This window comes from Treponema sp., assembly GCF_017430385.1.
Taxonomy (GTDB): Bacteria; Spirochaetota; Spirochaetia; order Treponematales; family Treponemataceae; genus Treponema_D.
Map to the genome: position 1 here is coordinate 1 of NZ_JAFRNB010000181.1, position 22,852 is coordinate 22,852.

Sequence of the window (22,852 nt, forward strand, 5' to 3'; positions counted from 1 at the left end):
TGGAAGCTGAGTTCCTTGTCGTTGAGAATGTCGCCAAGTGAACTCATGTTGAGCGCGTTTATAGCCATGCAGGCGTTGAAATCGATTGGATAATATGTGCCTTCACGCGGAGAGTCTTCCATGCCGCAGGCTTTTGCCGGAACTGAATAGAGGCCGTTCTCTTTTTTGAAGGTGGCGTCAATCCAGTCCATGTATTTTTGAAGGACAGGAACTACTTCTTTGACGCGCCGCTTGTTTGCAAGCTTGTGATAGAGGTTGAATTCTGCCCATGCAAAGAGAGGCAAGCCGATTCCCTCTGGATTTTCACTGTCTACAACTGGAGCACCTGTTTTAAGGTCATATTTCCAGCGAATCGCACCGCTTGCTTCCTGCTTGTCGTAGATGAAATCAAGGCTTTTTTCGGCGGTGTAATTCTTGTTTGAATAAACCAAAAAGAAGGTTGAGAAAATTGATTCTGCTTGACCGATTACCTGCTGTGACTTGTTGGGATAGATAAAAAATCCGTCCGGAGTAACGTCGCCTGATTGGGGATCAATCCATGACTCTGCCAGCCAGTTCCATGTTTTGTCATAGATGTCGACAAAATCCTGGTCATAAAAGTGAATCTTAGGAAAATCTTTTTTGCTCACAAAAACTCCACGGCTCTTCAAGAGAGCATACATTTTTTATTATATCATATATTTTGAAAAATTTGTGCAGAAATTTAGAAAAATTTGAGTTTTTTATTGCCTGTATGTAAGGCGGACTATTTCCGTTTCTGCCTTGTGCCTTGACTTGAGCAGGAGAGAATTTTTAGTCTCTTTGTAAATGAAGCCTGAAGAATTGTAAGACTCAAATCGAGGGTCAGAATGGAAAGAAACTCCGTAAATTTCAATTTCGTTAAATGCTATGATTCCGTTGAAAATTATGTGGTGTATGTCGCCCTTGGGGAAATTGATTGCGATTGTTGCATTGTTGTTCTGGGCTGAATAAGTGATTGAAGGAGCGCAAGTCCATGCCCAGATTACACCGCCCGCTGTTCGTGAAAGAACCTTGTAATGGGGATAAAATGGATTGTCTACGAGAACAGGGTAAATGTCAGCCAGCGTGATTGAGTCCAGGGTTGTTATGGATAGAATTGAGTTTATGATAGCGTAACCAGCCTGAGAATATTCCGGCAGATTGTTGAATTCGCCCCACTTGATAAGGGAATTTCCCACAGAGAGTGCCAGGAAATTTGAAATCGTAACGTCTTTTTCTGTGAGGGTCAGAAGGGTGTCATTTAAAGTGCAGCTTCCTTCGATGATTTTAAGGCAGTTTTCGATGACAGGCAAAAGTGTGTCTGCATGATTGGAGTGAAGACTTGAAAGTCTGAGGTATGTGCTCAGAATTCCGGCTGCATTTGAAAGTTTGACCTGTTGGGCGGAAGCTTCGTCTTCAAAAGCATGAACTGGAATCATGAGAAGGTTGTGGATTGTGGGGCTTTCAGGAAGAATGTTTAGGTAATCAGCAAGGCCTTCTACGTTGAAAATTGAAAGTGAAGAAGTGTTGATTGCGTTTGTGACCATTTCGGCCATGTTGCCGGTGTACATTTCTAAGGTGGGGTACATTGCGTCCAGAGTGTTGAAGTAAGGTGCTGAAAGGAAAGTGCGCTTATTGCCCTTTTTGAAAGAATCCGGAACGTAACTAAGTGCTTCAGAATAGCGCCCCTGTGAAGCAAGCTCGGCGACGTAGGCAATGACGCTTTTTTCTGATAAAGTCTGGTTGCTACTGATTGAGTCTGCAACTGAATTGACAAGATTGCTGCGTAAAGTTTTGATGTTTGTGTCATAAGTTGACTTTTGTGCTATAATCATGTCCGAATCAATGGTTGCAAAACTGAATTCAACGGAAGGATCATAAGCCACATAGTTTGCGACAAAGTTTTTTGCTGAAAGGAAAATCTTTGAGTCGTCAATCAATGAAGCCGTAAAGGCGTAGGTAAGGTTCTTTGAGTTCAAAATGATTTTTGACCTGGTTTTGTCCGTAACTGAAAAGCCCGAAGATGGTTTGTAATTGAGGTAAAGGCCTGAAGCATTTTGGGGCAGCGACGCCGTGATTGAAAAAGCAGCCGAAGAATCTGTGCCTGTAACGGAAAAAGTGAGCGAAACCCCTTCAGTGAAATAAAATGAATATGAAAGAGGCGTTTTTTGCTCATAGGAAACAAGGGTAAGGTCTTTTTTAATCTGGGAACCTTCTTCTTCGGAAGTGTAGAGCTGAGCCGGAGTTACTTCGTCGGCAATGAAGGAAATGCCTTTAAAGGCAACCTGAAGCGTGTTTTTCAAAGAAATTTGACCGGATTCATTTTGTGACTGTGCAAATGAAATTGAAAGCAGGCCGATGTTTTTTGAAACTACTGATTCATTTCTAAATTGGAGTACGAAAATTCCGATAATTATAATACTATAAAGAACGATAAGCCCGAATGATTTTCTAAATGGATGTCTGTACATTTTATTTATTTTATCAAATTGGGCACTGAATGTCGAGTTTAAGGAAAAAATATGAAAGCTAGTAAAAAAACTGTTCTCTTTGTTCTTATGGCTCTTTTTGCCTTTTCGGGAAGTCATGCCGCTCTTGCCGCCTCAAATGCTGAAATGCAGTTTGTGCAGAAGCTGGATTCCGTTCTTTCAAAGGGGAGCCTTGAAGACGCGCTGATTCTTTTTGAAAGCATGCCTGCCAACCTTGAAGAAGACGTGGATTTAAAAAGTCTTCATGCTTCTCTTCTTCTTTCTGCTGGAAAAACTGTTGATGCCGAAAAAATAGCCCTTCTTCTCCTTCAAAAAGAACCCAAAAACATCGATATTCTTCTATTAAACGCTATGGTTGCCAAGCAAAAAAAGAACAACGTAAAAAAGCAGCAGTACCTTAAGCAGATTTTGGCCATTCAGCCTAACAATCCGGATGCAAATATTGAATTCGGAAACGAACAGGCTGTAAAGCGCAACTATCGTAATGCAAGGGACTATTACCTTAAGGCAATCAAAGGCGATCCTCAGAATATCGAGGCGCTTTTTGGTCATGGAAAAATGTCTTATTATCTTCAGCGGGACGATGATTCAAAAAAGAGCTTCAACAAAATTCTGGAACTTGAACCTAACTATGCGCCGGCACTTTCATATCTTGCAAAATTTGAGTCTGAATCACGTCATTTTAAAAAGGCAGTGGAATATATTTCAAAGGCAATCGAAATTGACCCAACAAACAGCGAATATTATTTTGATTTGGGAAATTTCAATCGCCAGGTTGGAAAATTTGCCGAGGCTGAGAAGGCCTGGAAAAAGGCAACTCAGCTTGACCCGGATTATTTTTTGGGCTACGCATATCTGGCCGGCGTTTATGACGAGCAGAATAAACTTGATCCTGCCTACGAAAATTACAAAATCGTGGTTCAAAAAAATCCAAACTATTACTATGCTTACGAATCAATCGGCATGATTGCACGGCACAAAGGAAATTACGATGAAGCAAGAAAAGCTTTTGAGGCTGCTTACAATGCAAATCCCAACAACACTTCATACGCGCTCATGATTGCCTGCTGCTGGCAAAAGCTCAAAAAACCTCAGGAATGCAAGAAATTCACTGAAAAGGCTATGAAAAACCTGGACAGAAATTCTTACGAGTATCTTGCCCTGCGTCTGATTCACGACATGACCGGCGACTCAACTTTGACACTGAAAGTTCAGAGTGAAGAAAGCAAAAAAAAGAAGGGAAAATACCTGTATTACCTTGCAAACTATTGGGATTTAAAAGGAAATCAGAGCCTTGCCCACAAATATTATGCCGAAGTTCTGGACATTCAGGGAGCCGACTTTTTTGAGTATCGGCTTGCAGAATGGCTTGAAAAGGGTGTGGAGTAAAAATGTCACAGGTAAATTTGAATCTTGGCGGAAAGGAAATTGTACTTTTGGGAACGGCTCATGTTTCCCAGCAGAGTTGCGATGAAGTAAAGGCAGCCATCATCGAAAAAAAGCCTGACTGCGTGGCCATTGAGCTTGATGAGCAGCGCTTTGCCTCTCTCAATGACAGCGAGACCTGGAAAAATCTTGATATAATCAAAGTTCTGCGCGAAAAAAAGGGCTTTCTGCTGCTTGCAAACCTTGTTCTTTCCAGCTTTCAAAAGCGGATGGGCGCGAATGTGGGCGTAAAGCCGGGTGACGAAATGCGCGCCGGAATCGATGCCGCAAACGAGCTTGGAATTCCCTGCGAAATGGTTGACCGCCCGATCCAGACCACATTGCGTCGTGCCTGGGCAAAAAACGGCGGATATGGAAGAGTCAAGCTGCTTTCTGCATTGATTGCCAGCGCCGCTTCAAAAGAAGAAGTCAGCGGTGAGCAGATTGAAAGCCTTAAGAACAAGAGCGAAATGGACGGAATGATGGCCGAGCTGGCAGAATTCATGCCGGGCGTCAAAGAAGTTCTGATTGACGAGCGTGATTTTTACCTTGCTGCCCATATCTGGCAGGCCGTGCAAAAATCTGTGCGCTAAAGCGTAATAGCCGTTCTTGGAGCGGGGCATTTGCCGGGCGTTCAGGCTCATCTTGAAAAAATTGCAGCAGGTCAGGAAAACACCGACACCACAGAAATTAATTCGCTCCCTGCAAAAAAAGCTGGCGCAAAAATCATTGGTTGGGCAATTCCTGTGATTATCATTGCATTGATTGCGGCAGGATTTGTGTTTGGTGGCATGAAAAAGGGAGCTGATTTGCTTGGTGCATGGGTAATCTGGAATGCAGCCCTTGCCGGAATCGGAGCCTTGATTGCGGGCGGACATCCGCTCACGGTAATTATGGCGGCTGTTGGTGCACCGTTCACATCTCTTTGCCCGCTCGTTGGAGTCGGAATGTTTGCCGGAATCGTGCAGGCATTTATGTGCAAGCCCAAGGTCGCAGACATGGAAAGCGTGATGGATGATGTTTCAAGCGTAAAAGGATTCTACAAAAACCGCCTGCTCCGTGTGCTTTTGGTGTTCTTCCTTTCAAGCCTAGGAAGCTCAATCGGAACATTTGTAGGCGGCTCATCAATTGTCGTGAGCATAGTGTCGTTCTTCAAAGACCTGATTAAATAATTTTAGGCGTGGGCTTTGGCGGTGCCGGATTTTAAGGACACCGCCAGGATTAGCAAAAACCTTTTTCACATAAGACTTAAACTGGTTTCCGCTTTAAAAAGCTATCCGAATACCTATGTTTGCTTTTTGAGAGACTGGCACTTTATATGTGTGAAAAATTGAGTATTCAAGATTCATTGCAAGATAACCGCCTGGACTTGAATATTTATAAAAAATCATGGAAGCGCCGCCGCCTGTTCCAGAAGAATTGTTTATGGATCCTGTTTCTGCAAAAATCCTGAAAATTTTTGATTTAAAAAATGGAAACATAAGGCCTGCACGGGCGGTTGCCGTTATAAAAACTTTATAATCGCTGGAGAGCAAGGTCTCAAACCACTTTTTATCTTTCTCTGTAGAATTAGGATCGTCTTTTTGAACTTTATCAAAAACCCAGGCAGTCCATGCAAGCGGCACCAATGCATTATCACTGCCAGCTTCAAAATTTCCACCAAAAAAGAAATACTTGTCGTATATACTTCGTTCAACTGATAGAGATAAAGAAGCACATTGCCAGCCGTTTCCGTTCCAATAACAATTATAGGCAAAATTTATATCGGTAGTCCGTTCATCTTTTAAAGACCAGTCGATTTGTTCTGATTTTTGAAAATCAATTTCATCTGTTGAGCTTGTTTCGTGATTTCTAAAAGCAGCAGAATTTTTTTGATTTATTTCGTGATTTTCCCAATCGACATCGGTTATCGGATTAAATGTAAAAGTTCGACTTTCATTAATCGCTTTTTGTGAACATGTTTTACCCTTTTGATTTAATAAAGTGATTTTCCAAATCATTATTTCATATTCAGACGGCCTGTTTTCTTTTATATGAACAGAGAATGAAATTTGAGCTGATTTTGTAAGATTTGCTTCAATACTTGAAATTGAGTTTTCACAATGAAAAACTTCTTCGGAATCGAAAGCAAGTGAAGCGGAAAAGGAATCCTTCGACAATTCAAAAGAAAAACATTCCTCATTCGAATTAACGATAAACTCATCTGTTTGTAGTATGTAAATCTCTTTATCGATTTCGTTGCGCAATTTTTCCCGCTCATCCCAATGTTCCTCATCATCCGACAGAGCGAAAAGTTCTTGTTTGAGACCTTCAATATGTTTGATTTTCGTCAGTGCCTCATTTGCAAATGAAGTGGCAGAAATCACGATGCACAAAACGAAGAGGACCGCTTTTCTCAAAAAATTCTCCAGATTTTCTTATTTTGCGAAAACCTTTTTTACACAAGACTTAAACTGATTTCCGCGGTCGAACTCGTTCTTGAACATGCCGAAACTTGTTGCTCCCGGCGAGAACACTACAATTTGCGGAATCTTTTCATCATCTGCGCTTTCTAAATCAGTTTTGAGGGTTGTCAGCATTTCTTCAACTGAATTGAACGGTCCTTTGTATTTTATATTTTCTTCTTTAAAATCACCAATCATTTTGTCGGTTGCGCTTCCTGCGAGCAAATAAACTGCGCGTGGAACGATGTTTTTTCCGTTGTCACAGATTCCGTTTGCTATTGGAGACAAATCCAAGCCTTTATCGGTGCCGCCTGTGAGGAAAATTACCGGCTTTCCGAATGCCTGAGTTGCTTCGGCTGCGGCTTCTGGAACTGTGGCGGCTGAGTCGTTGTAGAAGCGGTATGTCGTTTTGTTGATTTTGCACTCGTGGAAAAATTCAAGGCGGTGCTCGATTCCGTTCCAGCGACCAAGGACTTCGATAATGCGTTCAGGTGACACTCCCATGATTCGGAGCACGAGGGCTGCGTTCAAAACATTGGCGCGCATGTGCTTTCCTGGAACGATTAAATCTTTGAGAACCGTCTCGGTCGTTTTTTCGTAGTCCTGCGGGAGTGTGTCCAGAATTTTTGTGGAAAGGCGGGCAAAGCCTGTGCCTTTTTTGTCCTGCCAGACGCCCAAAGTTCCTTCGGGGAGAGTTTTTTTGCTGTAGCGGAGAATTGTTGCCTTACATTCTTTGGCAAAAATGTCGCCCCAGTTGTCGATTAAAGTGCCGCCGTCTGCTGCCGGGTCTGAGTCGAAATCAAAAATTGCGAAATCTTTTTTGCCCTGGTCTGCGTAAATAAGTTTTTTGTCGTTTACATAGGCGAGCATTGAATGGTAAAAATTCTGATGGTCTGGAATGATTTTTGTGATGATTGAAACTTTTGGTTTGAGCAGTTTTCTGCCGCGAAGGTCGGCAAGCTGCCAGCTTGAAAGTTCCAGAACGACCGGCGTTGTTGAATCGGTTTGCTCAAGGAAGGTGAGCGGCGAGACTGTGATGTTTCCGCCCAAAAATGCGCTGAATCCAGATTGTTTGAGTCCGTAGTAAATTGCGCTTACGGTTGAAGATTTGCCTTTGCTTCCCGTGACGGCGATAATCGGAGCCTTGCTGAATGCCAAAAAGAGCGAAATATCTGTTTCGATTGCTTTTGCGGCCGCAAGATATTTGTTTCCGTCGTATTTTACGCCCGGATTTTTGATTACGCAGTCCGCCTCTTCAAAATCTTCGATGCGGTGCTCGCCCAGACGGTAAGTGAGCCTGCTTTTGTCCAGGCTTGTGTCATTGTTGAGCGAATCTACCGTGGTCTGTAAATCAGCCTGAGATTTCATGTCAGTTGCGATTACATAAGCTCCGTGATTCAAAAGGAAGCGCACGGAAGCCTCTCCGCCGCCGTTCAAGCCCAATCCCATGACAACGACTTTTTTGCCTTCGATGTCGCTGAGTGATTTAAAAAAACAGCCCTGTGGGTAAATGTGTGGAACTGGTGGAAGCGGTTCGTGTGCGTCTGACATGATTTTCTCCTTTGATGAAAGCGCCAGGGTATGTAGTGGTGGCTTGACTGCCGTAAGGCAGGCGGGCCAGTGCCGGATGCGAAGCATCTGGCACCGAGCGTTAGTGAGCCACGGAACACCCGACCCGAAGGGTGGCGCCCTTATTAAAAGTTTACATCAAAAGACAAAAAAAATGAAGAAAATTTGAGATATTCATACCTGTTGAATTGAAATTGGCTCCAAAAACATGTATATTAGCATAACCTTTAAGATTGCTTATAGAGAGGTGTAATATGAAATTTACTAAAATTTTGTGTTTTGGCCTTGTGTCACTGGTTTTTGTAGGATGCGGCTCAACGGCGAAAACAACCGTGTCAAAAACAGAAAGTGGTCTCAACAAAGGTTCTGACGCTGCTGCATATCAGGGTTTGAAGAGAACTGTAGCAATTGCCAGATTCTCAAATGAGACTGAATATGCGAAAGGTGCTTTCTATGACAAGGAAAATGATCCGCTTGGAAAGCAGGCTGTTGATATTCTTTCGGCAAAACTGGCCGCGAGGGGCAAGTTCGTTCTTTTGGAGCGTGCTGATGCAGACAAAATTCAGGCTGAGGTTGAAAATCACGGCGGTTCTGCACAGAAAGTCGCGGCCGATTATCTCATCATCGGTTCAATTACAGAATTCGGTCGCAAAACAACCGGCGAAGTCGGATTTGTTTCACGTTCAAAAACTCAGACTGTGGAAGCTGGCGTAAATATTCGATTGGTCGATGTCCGCACTGGTCAGATTATTTATTCTGAGGAAGGAAAGGGGCAGGCAGAGACTAACTCTTCAACAACGCTTGGTATGGGTGGCGTTCAGGGTTACGATGCTACATTGAGCGACAAGGCAATTTCTGCTGCCATTGAAAAACTCGTTGACAACATCGAGCAGACATGTATGAACCGGCCATGGAAATCTTATTTCCTTTCTTATGACAAGGACGGAATCATTATTGCAGGTGGAGCAAAGCAGGGCGTAAAAGTCGGAGCAACACTTCCTGTTTATGAGCGCGGAAAACAGGTTAAGAATCCACAAACCGGCATAATGATTGAACTTCCTGGAAAACAGGTCGCAAAACTGACTGTCCTTGCTGTTGGCGGCACAACTGTAACTGATGAATATGCAATCGTAGATTTGACGGAAGGTTCCGTTGATTCATCAAAGCTTGCGGATTATGTAATTCAGGACAAATAACGGATAAAACCGGGAATTCAGGCTTCGGCCTAAAAAATAGGAGATTTTACTGATGAAAAAATCATTGGTGAATATGGTCAAAGTGGCAGCTGTAGCCGGCCTTGCTCTTCTTGCGGTTTCTTGCGGCTCTACAAAGCTGTACAGCTGGTATGATTATCAGGAAGATTATTATCATGCCATGAAGAATTCTGATGAGAAATCTGTTGCGGAACTCGCAAAGACTTATCAGAAAATTATCGAGAAGCAGAAAGAATCTCGAAAAATCGTTCCTCCGGGAATCTATGCTGATTATGGCTGGATGCTCTTGCAGAGCGGGAAAACTGCTGAGGGAAAAGAAATGCTTGCAAAAGAAGTTGAGCTTTATCCTGAGTCAGAAGTATTTGTAGGTGCAATTTTGAAGAGGTACACAAAATGAAAAAATCAATGATTATTATGGCAGCTGTTCTTTCTGCCCTTTTGTTTGCTTCTTGTGGAACTACAAAAAGCGCTGCTTTCCCAAAAATGTACGAGTCTGACCCTGTTGTCATGCTCATCATGCCGCCAATCAACAACAGCACTGCGGCTGATGCAAAAGACTATTTCTATACAACAATGAGCGTTCCAGTTGCAGAGGCAGGATATTATGTTCTCCCGCCTGCAATGACAATGGCAACATTGCAGCGTGAAAGTGCTTATGATTCAGAGCGCTTCATTGACGGAGACCTGAAGAAATTCGGCCAGATTTTTGGTGCTGATGTTGCGATTTTCACAATTATCAAGTCATGGGACAAATCCCTGGTTGGTTCGTCTGTAACAATTGAAATCGAATACATTTTCAAATCTGTAAAGACAAACGAGATCGTATATCATCGTGACGCAAAGATTAAATGCGACACATCAACCGGCGTACAGACAAACAGCCTCTTGGGAACATTGATTGTTGCCGCCGCCGATGCGGTAAAAACAGCGGCAACGGATTATGTTCCAATCGCTGTAATGTGCAACAACACTGCATTGAGCGATATTCCGGCCGGAAAATATCATCCGAAGCACGGAGCTGACGGTGCAGAATCAGCAATGGGTCTGAAGGTAAATCTTACTGCAAGCAAATAAAATGCATGGCGCATAAAAAAAAGACTGTCCGAAGCCGCTTTGGTTAAGGACAGTCTTTTTTTTGCAACTGGCTGCTATCGCGATGTATTGCTATCGTGATGTCGTCAAATTTCTTGTTTTCTTGAATCGTGCAACGGCCTCGTCAATCAGAAGGTTTGTAAGGCTGGTAAAATCAAGGCCGAATGCGTCGCACATTTTCGGGAACATGCTGATTTGTGTGAAGCCCGGCATTGTGTTGATTTCATTTAGGTAGAGCTTGTCTGTGTTCTTGTCGATGAAAAAATCAACGCGGGAAAGTCCTGCCAAATCGAGCGCGGCAAAGGCTTTTTTTGCCAGTGTTCGTACTTCTTCCAATCTTTCTTCTGGCAGTTTAGCCGGAATCAGTAAATCTGCTCCGTCCGGGTCATTGTATTTTGCATCATAATCGTAGAAGTCATGTTTTGGGGCAATTTCGCCTGGTCCGTATGCCGTGAGTTTTTCTGCCACGCAAGAATCGTCGTCAATCGTCGGGTTTCCTGTGACTGAGCACTCGATTTCGCGGGCATTAACGGCCTTTTCAATCAGGATTTTGTCATCCCATAAGAAAGCTTCGATAATTGCGCCGTTGAGATGCTTCAAATCTTTTGCAAGGGTTGCACCATCGGAACTTCCTGCCGCACAAGGCTTTACGAAAAGCGGGAAGCCAAGCTCTTTCTGTGCTTTTTCGAGGATTTTATCGTAGCCGTTTGTCGTGGCCAGATCGCTTCGGCGCACGCATATTCCCGGAACGACAGGAATCCCGGCCTGCGCCAAAGCAACTTTTGTCTTTTCCTTGTCCATTGTGATTGCGCTTCCAAGTGTGGTACATCCGACATAAGGCACATCAACCATCTCGAAAAGTCCCTGAATCGTGCCGTCCTCACCGAAAGGACCGTGCAGAACCGGGAAAATTACATCGGTTGCAAGGATTTCACTTCCAACGCGAAAAGTTCTTTTTGTTCCACCGCCAGGAATTACGCTAACTTCCTGAGATTCATCCTCAATGATTTTAAAAGCAGCTTTTGAATCAGACCTAATCCGCTCGAATTCACTTTGAGGCTGCAGAAACCATCGTCCGTCTTTTGTGATTGCGATAAGCCGCACCGTATTTTTAGAATCGATATTGCGCGTAACTGCCGCTGCTGAAACCAAAGAGATTTCATGCTCGCCAGATTTGCCGCCATAAATTACAGTAACTGTCATTTTCCCCACCAAAATTTTAAAAATATTTATAATTTAATTATGTCGAAATGCGCTCTCTAGTCAAGCATGGATTTTTCCGATATTATATCCAAGTCGTTTTTTGCTTGTGGGCAAACTGCGGCTCTCTGGAGAGTTTCCATTGCACCAAATGGAACACCGAAGGGTTAAGGTTATTAAAACCGATATCTCAGGTAAAACGGACAGGGCATCAAAAAATGTTCTAACCACTCTGGAGAGCTGAACGAATCGTTCAGCTCTATTTCTTTTTAAAGGGGAACAAAATGTTCTCAACTATTAACAACATTTTAAACACCATTGATGATGTAGTTTGGGGAATCCCGACTATCGCGCTCATTCTCGTTACGGGAATCGTAGTCACAGTTTCAACACGCGGAATCCAGTTCACAAAACTGGGAAGAGCTTTCAAAAGCATCTTCAAAGAAAACGAAGGTCACGGCGAACTTTCAGGCTTTGCTGCCCTTTGTACAGCACTTTCTGCAACAATCGGTACAGGAAACATTGTCGGCGTATCAACAGCTGTTCTCGCAGGTGGTCCTGGCGCGCTCTTCTGGATGTGGCTTGCCGCAATTCTTGGAACTGCAACAAAATATTCGGAATGTATGCTCGCAATCAAATATCGTGAGGTTGCAGCTGACGGTCACGTTCTCGGCGGTCCATTCTATACAATCGAAAAAGGCATGGGACCAAAATGGAAGTGGCTCGCTGTTCTTTTCGCAATTTTCGGTACTTTGGTAGGCCTTTTCGGAATCGGTACATTTACTCAGATTAACGGTATTTGTGGCGCAATTCAGAACGCATTCGACCCACAGAACGCAAACATTGCTTTCTATATTGGTGAGCACGCTTATTCATGGGCAACTGTAATCGGCGGCGCTGTCATCACAATCAGTGCGGCCCTCGTAATCATCGGCGGACTCAAACGAATCGCAAAAGTTGCAGAAAAAGTCGTTCCTGCAATGGCTTTCATCTACATCTTCCTCGGTCTTGCCGTAATCATCATGAACGCAACAAAAATCCCGGCTGCTTTCGAGCTTATTTTCAAGGGTGCTTTCGGCGCACAGACAGGTCTCAAGGCATTGGAAGGTGCGGCTCTGGGTGTTGTCCTCAAAACAGCAATGCAGAAAGGTATCGCTCGTGGTATCTTCTCAAACGAAGCTGGCTTGGGTTCTGCTCCAATCGCAGCAGCTGCCGTTCAGACAAATGAGCCTGTTGAGCAGGGCCTTGTAAATATGACAGGTACAGTAATCGACACATTGATTATCTGTACAATGACAGGTCTTTCAATCATCATCGCTGGCGGTGACGTATGGAACAGCGGTGCCAGTGGTGCGGCTCTCACAGCAAAAGCATTCTCAGCAATTTTGGGCGGTGACGGAAAGAGCATCCAGTTTCTTCTCATGCTCTGTTTGATTTTCTTCGCATTCACGACAATCCTGGGCTGGGACTACTACTCAGAGCGATGTCTTGAATATTTGAGCAAAGGCAACCAGACAGTCGTAAAGGCTTATCGCTGGCTTTACATCGCCGCAGTTGCAATCGGACCATACATGACAATTTCTGCTGTCTGGACAATCGCCGACATCACAAACGGTCTCATGGCAATTCCAAACTGTATTTCACTCATCGTTTTGAGCGGTGTAATTGCCGAAGAAACAAAGAAATATTTCGACAAATATCCAACACTGTAAAATCAGCAATTAGAAATGAGTAATTAGCAATTTTGACACTGGGCAACACTTAGTTCGTCCAGTGTTTTTTTATCTGGGGGCTTCCTGCCTTGCGGCAGGCCGGGCCTTTCGCCATTCCGCTTGTCGCTCCAGCCGCTCACTCACTCGCTCATCGCTCGTTCAGCTTGCGGCCGCCTCCGGCGTGGCTACAGTCCCTAGCCTTGTGATATGTGAAATTTTCTTTGATTTACGTTAAAATTAGTTCATGCGTAAAATCACAATTCTTTGTATTTTGTCATTTTTCTTCCTATTATCATGCAGTTCTGATTCTGATACTGATAATACGAGAACAAAATCCTATAGACAGGATATTGATTCTTCTTCCTCTGCCAGTACAATCTACAATCCTGACATGGGATTTTACAGTGCAGAAACAATTAATGTTCAGGAAGACGGAAGCGTCAACAAAACTTCGGTTGAGAAGGCTTCTTTTCTCGATGAAAAGGCCAGCTACAATTCAGACGCAACTTTCAACCTCATTCATTTAAAAATCGATATCAGTCAATGTAAAAATCTTACTCACTTGGATTTAAGCGGAATCGACACACTTCTTTCAAATCTTGAGAAAGCCGAACAGACTGCCGTAATCCGCTTTGCCTACGACAAAAATTATAAAGGAAATAAAAGCGGCGTTGAGCCGGATGATTTTTCAACAATTCTCAATCATATAGAAGATATTTGTGCTCTCTTGAAAGAGCATACAAAAGTCCTCACAGCCATTGAATGTGGAATGCTTGGGCCATGGGGTGAAATGCACACGACTGACTTTGCGGAAAAAGCGATGCCGGTGGAAGATTTTAAATCCACTCTCAAGGGCATTTCCCCGAATCTTAATCCATCAATCAAAGCAGGCGAAAAGAAAATTGAAAAAGGCTACATTGTTATTATTATGGAAAAATTTCTTTCCTGCCTTGACGGAACGAAGCTTCCTTTCCTTGTACGCCAGCCAAATTTTATCTATAACTATCTGAAACGCTGTGAAAATCTAAATTTTGACGGAGAAAATGTGCCAGCTTCTTACACACCGAAGGGCAAAACATACAAACTGGGGATTTACAATGACGGCTACCTTGGCTCAGATGGTGACTCGGGTACATTCCGGATTGACCGTGAAAAAGAAATTGCTTTCCTTGAGCCTTTTACAAATCACACGCCTTATGGCGGAGAACTGATTGGAGATTACACTCTTTCCGTGAGCGACGAGCAGCTCAAAAATGTGCATCTTTCTTTCCTTAACATTGGCTGGAGCGATGAATTTCTTAGAAAACTGGACAAAAAAAGCGCGGGCTACACAAACGGCCGGTCGATTTTCAAATACATCCTCACTCACATGGGCTACCGTTATCTTGTTACTGATTCCAGAATTGAACAGACTTCAAATTCTTCAATAAAAATCAAACTTTCCCTTAAAAATGAAGGATTTGCAGAGCTTCCGTATCACAGAACGAAGAACTTCAAAGTTTACTTTGTCAGACATGGTGAAAAAGCATCAGAAAAAAATGCCGTTTCTGTCTCCGCATCAGGAACTTTTTCCGGCGGCATGTCTTCAATTGAATCAGCTTTAACGCTTCCTTCCGGCCTTGAAAATGGCGACTACCAGCTTTTCCTCAAAATCTGTGATACAGACGGAAAATATGCCGTCCGCCTTGCAAACGAAAACATGTGGAATGAATCGCTCAGGGCGAACAAAATCGGTGTTTTCAAAGCCGGAAAGTAAAAAATTTGCTTAACCCCAGGCTTCTGTCAGTTTTTTGGCTTCTTGGTATGGATTTTCTGCTCCCGCAACAGCAGAGACAACGAAGAATCCACCGACTCCAGTTTCTTTGAGAGGCTGAATATCTTTGAGTTTTACGCCACCGCCAACAACGACAGGAATCGGGCTTTTTTTGCCAAGCTCGGTCAGTTCTGCAAAAGTCTTTGTAATAACATGACCTGTTTCGTCCATGCCACAATCCGGCTTTGTCGCTGTCTCATGAACAGGACCTGCTCCAAAATAATCAATCTGGCTCACGTCAGCGGACTGAACGTAGTTGATCAAGTCCTTTGTGGGGGCAGAAAGACCGATGATTGAGTCCTTTCCCAAGAATTTGCGACAAATTGAGACTGGAATATCGCTCTGACCAACGTGAACGCCGTCAACTTTGATTCCCAGTTCACGACAAGCAAGAACGATGTCCAGGCGGTCATCAACAAGAAGTGCTACGGAATCAGATTTTCCGAGCTTTGCGATTGCTTCTGCGGACTGGCGGCAATCCTCAATCATTTCGAGTGCGCTCGCTGTTTTTGAACGAATCTGAACGCATGTAAAACCAGCCCTCACAGCATCTTCAACGATTTGAGCCACTGGACGACCATTTGTATTCTCTCTTCCGACGACCAGATATGCGCTTATATCAACTTTCATTTTTTTCTCCTCTAAAAACACCGCGTTAGGCGGCGTTGCATGGAAGCACGGATTTCCTGCTATTTAATGTGTGCTTCAAGACGATCAAGCTTTTTGTTCATTGTGTCCGTAAAGCCCGGTCGAATATCCATTTTCAGGATTACTTCCGTTCTGATTCCTTTTTCAGCAAGGACGAAAGTTGCTTTTTTGACGACTTCCATAACCTTGTCGTATTCGCCTTCAATTTCAGTGAACATTGAAGTCGTTTTGTTCGGCAATCCTGATTCACGGATAACTTTAACAACTTCAGCGACATATTCAGAAAGTTCATCGCCAACTCCAAACGGTGCAATTGCCACTGCAATCAATGTATTCATTTTTAACTCCAATAAATTTCTATTTCAATTCAAAAGGATTGTTCGCGACATCTTCTGACGAGGCAAGATAAAGCTCGTCCAAAAACTGAACCTGAAAACTTGCCGGGGCTTTGACTTTTGACTCAGCACGCTTTCCTGCAAGATTGTAAATCTGTGTTGCAGTGAGAGCCGCAATAAAAGGAGAGGTGACTCCCGCATAAACAGCACAAACTCCGCCCAAAGAACAGCCTGAACCTGTGATTTTTTCCATGAAGTGAGAACCGCCTTTGCAATAAACAGAAGTCTGGCCGTCTGTGACAAAATCTTCGATTCCGCTTACGGCAACTGCTGCTCCAAGCCCTCCTCGTTTTTCATTGATGTACTTTGCGAGGGCTTTTGCGGCATTTTCGGCATCGTTTACAGTGTCAACAGTATCAACACCTTTTGGGCCATTAGATGAAGCTGATTCGCCGATTCCCCAGAGTTTTGCAAGTGCAATTACCTCAGAGGCATTTCCACGGACGATTGATGGCGGAAAATCTTTGAAGATTGCAAGCAATTTTGTGCGGAGCGAGCCGATTCCGATTCCAACAGGATCAAGGACCCAATTCTTTTTGAGCTCGAAAAGCCTTTTTGCCGTGCGCGGAAGAGTTTCTTCGTAAATCGGGAACATTGTACCCGCATTGATGTAGACTGCACTTCCGACTTCTGAGACAAATTCGCCTTCGTCCGGAAGATAAACCATAGCTGCCGAACCGCCTACTGCGATCTGAGCGTTTGCGACAAAATTGATTGTGACTGTGTTTGTGATTGATGGTGCGAGAGGCTTTTGTGAGCGGACAAGTTCCACAGCCTCTTTGACTTGCGATTTGATTTGAGCTTCGGTCATTTTTTACTCCTTTTTTTTTAATTCCGGAAGTTGACCGCATCATTTGAAAAAGAAAAGCTCTCCGAGGGGAGAGCCTGTGATTTTATCTGGTACAGTGCTTCCTTCGTCGGTATTAACCGGACAGGTTCAAAGGGTTTTGCGTCGTTACGCTATCTCAACTCGTTAGGGTGGAATGAAGTTCCGCCCGGCGGGTTCCCCTGCAATATGTGAATAATAAAACAATCCTGGTTTTTGAGCAATAAGCCCACTTGAACTTTTTTTTGCAAATCAGTATTTTCTGAAATCACATTTGTTTTGCATCATCTTGAGGGCACCGCCTGATGATGCGCTGTTTGGAGGAATTATGAAAACAGCACTTACTATCGCAGGAAGTGATTCTTGCGGAGGCGCCGGAATTCAAGCGGACATCAAGACAATGACGATGAACGGAGTCTACGCAATGAGCGCCGTCACCGCATTGACCGCACAGAACACAACCGGCGTCACACAAATCATGGAAGTCACGCCCGATTTCCTGAAAGCCCAGCTTGATGCCGTAATTTCGGACATTTTTCCGAATGCCGTCAAAACTGGCATGGTCGCATCCAGCGAATTAATCAAAACCATCGCGCAGGCTGTCAAAACTTACTCGCTCAAAAATCTTGTCGTCGATCCTGTAATGGTCGCAACGAGCGGGTCAAAGTTGATCAGCGAAGAGGCAATCGACACACTCAAAAAAGAACTTCTTCCGCTTGCCACAGTGATTACGCCTAATATTCCCGAAGCCGAAGTTCTTCTCGAAAAGGCAAAAATTCCCACAGAGAATGATGCGCGAGCACTCAAAATCACAACAGAGTTTGAAATGGAAGAAGCCGCACGCAAAATCCATGAAGCTTTCGGCTGCTCAGTTCTCGTAAAAGGCGGCCACAATGTAAACGATGCGAGCGATTTCTTGTACGGAAAAACCGAAAATGGCGAAATTGTCGCAAAATGGTTCAAAGGACGAAGAATAAACAATCCGAACACACACGGAACTGGATGCACTCTTTCAAGCGCAATCGCCGCAAATCTCGCAAAAGGTGAAAATCTTGAAAACGCCGTCGAAAAAGCCAAAGAATACATTTCTGGTGCGCTCGAAGCAATGCTAGATTTGGGAAAAGGAAGCGGCCCTTTAATGCACAATTACAAATTAAAATCTGAAAATTTATGAATTCCTCACAGAGCTTAGGAGGGCACAGAGATATGTTTGATAAAAGCATACCTTACATTTCAATCATGTCTTTTACCAAGGGGCACGATTAGGATATGGAACTTCCCATTCATAAAACTCTCTGTGTACTCTGTGCCTCTGTGTGAAATTTAAAAAAAAGGAAATTTATTATGAATAACAAACAGACATCGGTATTTAGTAACGCTTTGATTTGGTTCGGTGCGGGAGTTTCTATCGCCGAAATCATCACCGGCACTTACTTTGCACCTCTCGGATTCGCAAAAGGCACTCTCGCAATTCTCCTTGGTCATTTGATTGGCTGTGCCCTTCTTTTCTTCGCAGGCTACATCGGCGGAATCGCACGAAAATCGGCAATGGAGACAACAAAATTCAGCTTCGGCTCATGGGGAAGCAAATTCTTCGCTCTTCTTAACGTTCTTCAGCTCGTGGGCTGGACAGGAATCATGATTTATGACGGCTCTCTTGCTGTAAACGAAATTTTCTCATTCGGCAAGTGGATTTGGGCAATCGTCATCGGAGCATTGATTATTCTCTGGATCGTAATCGGAATCACAAATCTCGGAAAGCTCAATGTTGTCACGATGAGTCTTTTGTTCATACTCACTCTCGTTCTCTGCAAAATCATTTTCTTCGGAAAATCAGGCGTAAATTCAGCTCTTGAAGAAGCAATGAGCTTTGGAGCGGCGGTGGAGCTTGCGGTTGCAATGCCACTTTCCTGGCTTCCCCTCATCAGCGATTACACAAAAGAAGCCGAAAAGCCTTTCCGCGCAACTCTTGTCAGTTCATTGATTTACGGAATTGTCTCTTGCTGGATGTACATTATCGGAATGGGTGCGGCAATTTTCACAGGTGAAGGCGACATTGCTCAGATTGCCGTAAAATCCGGCTTGGGAATCATCGGCCTCGTAATCATCGTACTTTCAACTGTAACAACAACATTCCTCGATGCATTCAGCGCAGGAATTTCCGCAAAAACAGTCTTTGAAAAACTCGACGGAAAAATCACAGCCGTAGTTGTCGCAGTTCTGGGAACAATTGGCGCGATTCTCTTCAACATGGACAACATCACTGACTTTTTGTACTACATCGGCTCAGTTTTTGCCCCGATGATTGCAATTTTGATTGCCGACTTCTTTGTGGTCAAAAAAGATTCTTCCGCAAAAAAAATCGACACCGCAAAAATCATCATCTGGCTTTTGGGCTTTGTCGCATACAGGCTTTTGATGCGCGTCGATTTCGTATTGGGATGCACAGTGCTTGATATGGCAATCACTTTCGCACTCACTTTGCTTTACGGAAAAATTTCTTCAAGAAGTAGTAAAAGAGCTTAAAATTTGCTAAAATCAGCTCATGATTAAATTACAAAAATATGCCGAAATCGAGCCGGAATTTTTTGATGGGCGCGATTTCGGTGGTTCTATTGATATTGTCAAAGATGTTCTTTCTGACGTAAAAAAACGCGGAGATGCAGCTCTTTCTGAGTACGGCGCAAAATTTGATGTTTCTGCCCCGGCTTCTATTGAAATTCCTATGGCCGAGCTCAAGGCCGCTGCCGAAAAGATGCGGCACGAAAATCCTGAGCTTTACAAGGCGATTGAATACAGCCACGACCTTGCACTTCGCTTCGCAAAAAAACAGCGTGAATCTTTCGATGATTTTGAAGTCGAACTGGAGCCTGGTGTTTTCACCGGTCAGAAAAATATTGCTGTGGAAAGGGCGGGAGCTTATGTGCCGGCAGGAAGGTTTCCGCTCGTCTCCTCTGTTGTCATGACTATTACTCCCGCTGTTGCGGCAGGAGTAAAGGAAGTTGTTCTTTGCACACCGCCTCGTGTTCACCCAGAGGACAAGGCCGCTGCCCAAAAAGCAGGCACTGGCGTTCCGGGTAAACCTTTCGTTGGCGGCAAACCTTATGCAGATGAAAACATCATGGCGGCGGCATACATTTGTGGAGTTACAAAGGCATTTGCTTGTGGCGGCTCACAGGCAATCGGTGCAATGGCTTTTGGAACAGAATCAATTCCTCGATGTGATGTAATTGTTGGTCCTGGCAACAAATTCGTTGCAGAGGCCAAAAAACTCGTTTACGGCACAGTCGGAATCGATATGCTTGCCGGCCCAACCGAAGTTTTCATCATCGCGGACAAGAGCGCAAATCCAGCTTGGGTTGCCGCGGACTTGCTTGCTCAGGCAGAGCACGACATCGTAGCACAGCCTGTAATGGCCACAGATTCAGAAGAGCTTGCAAAGGCAGTCGCTAGCGAAATCGAAAAGCAGCTTGCAGTTTTGCCGACAAAATCAACTGCCGAGCAGAGCGTTCAGAATTACGGAAGAATCATCATCTGTGACAGCATTGAGCAGGCCGCAGAATGTGCCAACCGAAAAGCCCCGGAGCACCTGGAGCTTGCCATGGAAGACGGCGAAGTTCGCGACAAAATCGAATCAATCGTTCACAACTATGGCTCACTCTTCGTCGGTCACGGAAGTGCGGAAGTCTTTGGCGATTATGCGGCTGGCCTCAACCACACTTTGCCAACATCAGGAAGCGCAAGATTCACCGGCGGATTGAGCGTGCGAATGTTCCTCAAAACAGTCACAACGCTGAGAACAATTCCTGGTTCAAAAGGTGCTGTAGCTTCGGCAAATGCTTCCGGAACTTTGGGCGATGCAGAGGGCTTGGCAGGACACGCCCGTGCAGCCAGAATCCGCCTCGAATAGCAAAAGATTAATTTAATTGCAATTAAAGCCAACTTGCAATAATATAGTAGAAACATTGCGGTTGTAGTACATCGGTAGTACCCGGGCTTCCCAAGCCTGTGAGGCGGGTCCGACTCCCGTCAACCGCTTTTTTAGTTTTAAATCATTTTTTACAGGGTGTTACATGAAAATTTACAAATTAGGCGAAGAAGTTTTAAGAAAAAAGGCGGTTCCGGTTCAGCCCGAAGAAATCAACGATTCTCTCCGAGAGACTTTCAACGAAATGTTTGAGACCATGCTTGCCGCAGACGGTGTTGGCCTTGCAGCTCCACAGATTGGCGATTCACGAAGATATTTTGTTATTATTTCAGACGATGAAGTTCGCCGTGTTTTCGTTAATCCTCAGATTGTCTTAACAAGCAATGATTTGTGCGATTATGAAGAAGGATGCCTTTCTCTTCCAGGTTTCAACGAGAATATCAAACGCCCTTCAAAAGTTACGGTTCAGGCACTCAACGAAAATGGAAAACCGTTCACCCTCAACGCAGAAGGTCTTTTGGCTCGAATCATTCAGCACGAATATGACCACCTCGAAGGAATTGTTTACATCGACCGTGGCGACCCGAATTTTGCCGCAGATGTCACCGAAAAAATGAAAAAGCGATTGGAGCGAGCAGCCAAAAAAGAGGCCGAAAGAGCACGCAAGGCCGCAAGCATCGCCGCAAAAATCGCTGCAAAAGAAGCAAAAAAAGCAAAATAACAGCGAACTTCACATAAAATAAAGGAATCGGCATGAATTCAGAATCAAAAATAAAACTTTTCCATGGTTCAAAAGCAGGCCTCAAAGGAAATATTCGCCCTGCAAGCCGTGCTCTTTGCGACTTTGGACAAGGTTTTTATATGGGAACTGAACGCGAACAGCCTTCTACGCTGATATGCAATTACCCAGATTCTGTTTTATATGAGCTTGAACTAGACACAACAAATCTTTCTGTCAAAGAAATTCCCTTGGGTTTGGATTGGGCTTTATTCGTTGCTTTTAATCGCGGAAGACTTTCTAGGGATGTGGCTCCAATTCTTTATGACAAATATGCAGCTTTCAAGAACGGTGTAGATATTTTTAAAGGCTATATAGCAAATGACCGGATGTTTGTAGTTCTTGACAGGTTTTTCGATGGTGACATAACAGACAAAGCTCTTATCGAAAGTCTTTCTGCACTGAAACTTGGCATACAGTATGTAGCAATAACGCAAAAGGCTTGCGATTCAATTTCAATAATCAAAAAAAACATATTTTCTTCCGAAGAACGAAAAAATCTCATACAAAAAAGCGAGTCCAATCGAAAACTTGGCATTTCGTTAGCTGATGAGATTTGCAGGAAATACAGGCGGGAAGGTTTGTTCTTTGACGAGATTTTAAAACAGTAGGGCTGATTTATGGAAAGAACTATTTCTAAATTCGAGCGGCAGCTTTGCTCCGTGCAAGGAAGAATGTTTGAATTGTCGGCAAAAAGACACTATGAAAGCAAGTCTTTTGTTGAAGATTTCATGAACAGCCGTGCAGCAGCTTATTTCGACCTTCCTTATGATAGAACGCAGTGGCTTGGAGAAGAAAATTTACTTCAAGATTTGATTGATGAGAATCCTTCCCTAAAAAACGGAGAAACTTACTCTAACGAAGCTTTGTTTTGGATGGGATATTTATATCGATACTGGCATTTTTTGACAGGAGAAAGTAGCCGTGAAATTTTTTCTCAATGCAACGGCGAGGAAATGAATGGAATCTATCCTGCTTACCATACCCTTGATTGTATTATGGCGATAGAACGGATAAAAGAAGCAAAAAAAGCAAAATAATATAGAAAACTAAGACAAAATCCTCCTAAAATAAAAGGCCTTTTGTGCCGAAAATAGAAAAAAGTTGACATGATTTTGCTAGTTGCAGGGAAAAGACTTAATAGTAGCTTAAAATAAGCTACTATTATAACAAATTTTTGCAAGAAATTTCGCTATAATAACAAAACATGACGGAAATAGTTACAATTTAGCGTGAATTTTTTTCAAATTTTTATTGACCTTGTAAAAAACGAGTGATATTGTGTTAGCAAAAGGAAATCAAAAAAACCGTTGGTTTAA

At 43.7% G+C, this 22,852-nt stretch carries 19 protein-coding genes, 1 tRNA gene, 2 pseudogenes and 2 riboswitches; of the genes and pseudogenes, 14 read left to right on the plus strand and 8 right to left on the minus strand.

The genetic code is table 11. From position 1 onward, the window contains the following. A pseudogene (locus IJJ71_RS14080) lies at positions 1–629 on the minus strand (hypothetical protein); the annotation flags it as partial. A 93-nt stretch (positions 630–722) separates the two neighbouring features. Beyond that, on the minus strand, positions 723–2,471 hold the full coding sequence (locus tag IJJ71_RS14085; protein WP_296847921.1) for a hypothetical protein: 1,749 nt from the start codon (positions 2,469–2,471) through the stop codon (positions 723–725). Positions 2,472–2,522: 51 nt separating this feature from the next. Here IJJ71_RS14085 and IJJ71_RS14090 point away from each other — a divergent pair, with 51 nt between their 5' ends. Continuing rightward, positions 2,523–3,878 (plus strand): tetratricopeptide repeat protein, encoded by a 1,356-nt coding sequence (locus tag IJJ71_RS14090; protein ID WP_296847922.1) that lies wholly within the window; start codon positions 2,523–2,525, stop codon positions 3,876–3,878. A gap of 2 nt (positions 3,879–3,880) precedes the next feature. Next, positions 3,881–5,086: pseudogene (locus IJJ71_RS14095) on the plus strand (TraB/GumN family protein). 93 nt (positions 5,087–5,179) lie between these two features. Here IJJ71_RS14095 and IJJ71_RS14100 read toward each other — a convergent pair. Further along, positions 5,180–6,313 carry a hypothetical protein gene (locus IJJ71_RS14100; RefSeq protein ID WP_296847923.1) on the minus strand — a complete coding sequence of 378 codons (1,134 nt, stop codon included), beginning with the start codon at positions 6,311–6,313 and terminating at the stop codon, positions 5,180–5,182. An 18-nt stretch (positions 6,314–6,331) separates the two neighbouring features. Then, positions 6,332–7,909, minus strand: a complete 1,578-nt coding sequence (gene murD, locus IJJ71_RS14105; protein ID WP_296847924.1) for a UDP-N-acetylmuramoyl-L-alanine--D-glutamate ligase — start codon at positions 7,907–7,909, stop codon at positions 6,332–6,334. A gap of 272 nt (positions 7,910–8,181) precedes the next feature. On the opposite strand from murD, the gene IJJ71_RS14110 reads away from it, so the two are divergent. From IJJ71_RS14110 to IJJ71_RS14120, 3 genes are read left to right on the plus strand one after another with little or no spacing between them, the layout of a single operon-like run. Beyond that, a complete protein-coding gene (locus IJJ71_RS14110) occupies positions 8,182–9,123 on the plus strand; it encodes a CsgG/HfaB family protein (protein ID WP_296847925.1) in 942 nt (313 codons plus the stop codon). A 52-nt stretch (positions 9,124–9,175) separates the two neighbouring features. Continuing rightward, positions 9,176–9,538 carry a DUF4810 domain-containing protein gene (locus IJJ71_RS14115; protein WP_296847926.1) on the plus strand — a complete coding sequence of 121 codons (363 nt, stop codon included), beginning with the start codon at positions 9,176–9,178 and terminating at the stop codon, positions 9,536–9,538. Beyond that, on the plus strand, positions 9,535–10,215 hold the full coding sequence (locus IJJ71_RS14120) for a GNA1162 family protein (protein ID WP_296847927.1): 681 nt from the start codon (positions 9,535–9,537) through the stop codon (positions 10,213–10,215). The genes IJJ71_RS14115 and IJJ71_RS14120 overlap by 4 nt, the downstream gene beginning before the upstream one ends. 90 nt (positions 10,216–10,305) lie before the next feature. On the opposite strand, the gene IJJ71_RS14125 is transcribed toward IJJ71_RS14120, so the two are convergent. After that, positions 10,306–11,436, minus strand: a complete 1,131-nt coding sequence (locus tag IJJ71_RS14125) for a D-alanine--D-alanine ligase family protein (protein WP_296847928.1) — start codon at positions 11,434–11,436, stop codon at positions 10,306–10,308. A gap of 115 nt (positions 11,437–11,551) precedes the next feature. Next, a riboswitch (glycine riboswitch) is annotated at positions 11,552–11,650 on the plus strand. 67 nt (positions 11,651–11,717) lie between these two features. Between IJJ71_RS14125 and IJJ71_RS14130 the strand changes: the two genes are divergently transcribed. Next, a complete protein-coding gene (locus IJJ71_RS14130) occupies positions 11,718–13,145 on the plus strand; it encodes an alanine/glycine:cation symporter family protein (RefSeq protein ID WP_296847929.1) in 1,428 nt (475 codons plus the stop codon). A gap of 244 nt (positions 13,146–13,389) precedes the next feature. Then, positions 13,390–14,901, plus strand: a complete 1,512-nt coding sequence (locus tag IJJ71_RS14135) for a DUF4832 domain-containing protein (RefSeq protein WP_296847931.1) — start codon at positions 13,390–13,392, stop codon at positions 14,899–14,901. A 9-nt stretch (positions 14,902–14,910) separates the two neighbouring features. Here the strand turns inward: IJJ71_RS14135 and IJJ71_RS14140 are convergent, their stop codons facing one another. Genes IJJ71_RS14140 through thiM form a run of 3 tightly spaced genes read right to left on the minus strand, consistent with a single transcriptional unit; the run spans position 14,911 to position 16,812 of the window. Beyond that, complete coding sequence (locus IJJ71_RS14140) at positions 14,911–15,588, minus strand: thiamine phosphate synthase (protein WP_296847933.1); 678 nt, start codon at positions 15,586–15,588, stop codon at positions 14,911–14,913. Between the two features lie 59 nt (positions 15,589–15,647). After that, on the minus strand, positions 15,648–15,944 hold the full coding sequence (locus IJJ71_RS14145) for an MTH1187 family thiamine-binding protein (protein ID WP_296847935.1): 297 nt from the start codon (positions 15,942–15,944) through the stop codon (positions 15,648–15,650). A gap of 19 nt (positions 15,945–15,963) precedes the next feature. Next, positions 15,964–16,812: a hydroxyethylthiazole kinase gene (gene thiM / locus IJJ71_RS14150; protein WP_296847937.1), complete on the minus strand. Its 849-nt coding sequence runs from the start codon at positions 16,810–16,812 to the stop codon at positions 15,964–15,966. 81 nt (positions 16,813–16,893) lie between these two features. Then, positions 16,894–17,021, minus strand: a riboswitch (TPP riboswitch). 134 nt (positions 17,022–17,155) lie between these two features. On the opposite strand from thiM, the gene thiD reads away from it, so the two are divergent. The 7 genes from thiD to IJJ71_RS14185 all read left to right on the plus strand — a co-directional run bounded on the left by thiD (position 17,156) and on the right by IJJ71_RS14185 (position 22,573). Continuing rightward, the gene (gene thiD / locus IJJ71_RS14155) at positions 17,156–18,001 is read left to right on the plus strand and encodes a bifunctional hydroxymethylpyrimidine kinase/phosphomethylpyrimidine kinase (RefSeq protein ID WP_296847939.1); all 846 of its coding nucleotides are present in this window, start codon (positions 17,156–17,158) and stop codon (positions 17,999–18,001) included. A gap of 170 nt (positions 18,002–18,171) precedes the next feature. Beyond that, positions 18,172–19,353, plus strand: coding sequence for a putative hydroxymethylpyrimidine transporter CytX (gene cytX / locus IJJ71_RS14160; RefSeq protein ID WP_296847941.1), 1,182 nt, complete (start codon positions 18,172–18,174; stop codon positions 19,351–19,353). Positions 19,354–19,372: 19 nt separating this feature from the next. Then, positions 19,373–20,737: a histidinol dehydrogenase gene (hisD, locus tag IJJ71_RS14165; RefSeq protein ID WP_296847943.1), complete on the plus strand. Its 1,365-nt coding sequence runs from the start codon at positions 19,373–19,375 to the stop codon at positions 20,735–20,737. Between the two features lie 57 nt (positions 20,738–20,794). Then, positions 20,795–20,865: transfer RNA gene (locus IJJ71_RS14170), tRNA-Gly, on the plus strand. A gap of 35 nt (positions 20,866–20,900) precedes the next feature. Continuing rightward, positions 20,901–21,476 (plus strand): peptide deformylase, encoded by a 576-nt coding sequence (gene def / locus IJJ71_RS14175; protein WP_296847945.1) that lies wholly within the window; start codon positions 20,901–20,903, stop codon positions 21,474–21,476. Positions 21,477–21,508: 32 nt separating this feature from the next. Continuing rightward, positions 21,509–22,144, plus strand: a complete 636-nt coding sequence (locus tag IJJ71_RS14180) for a DUF3990 domain-containing protein (RefSeq protein ID WP_296847947.1) — start codon at positions 21,509–21,511, stop codon at positions 22,142–22,144. A 9-nt stretch (positions 22,145–22,153) separates the two neighbouring features. After that, positions 22,154–22,573, plus strand: coding sequence for a hypothetical protein (locus tag IJJ71_RS14185; RefSeq protein WP_296847949.1), 420 nt, complete (start codon positions 22,154–22,156; stop codon positions 22,571–22,573). Positions 22,574–22,852: the final 279 nt, after the last annotated feature.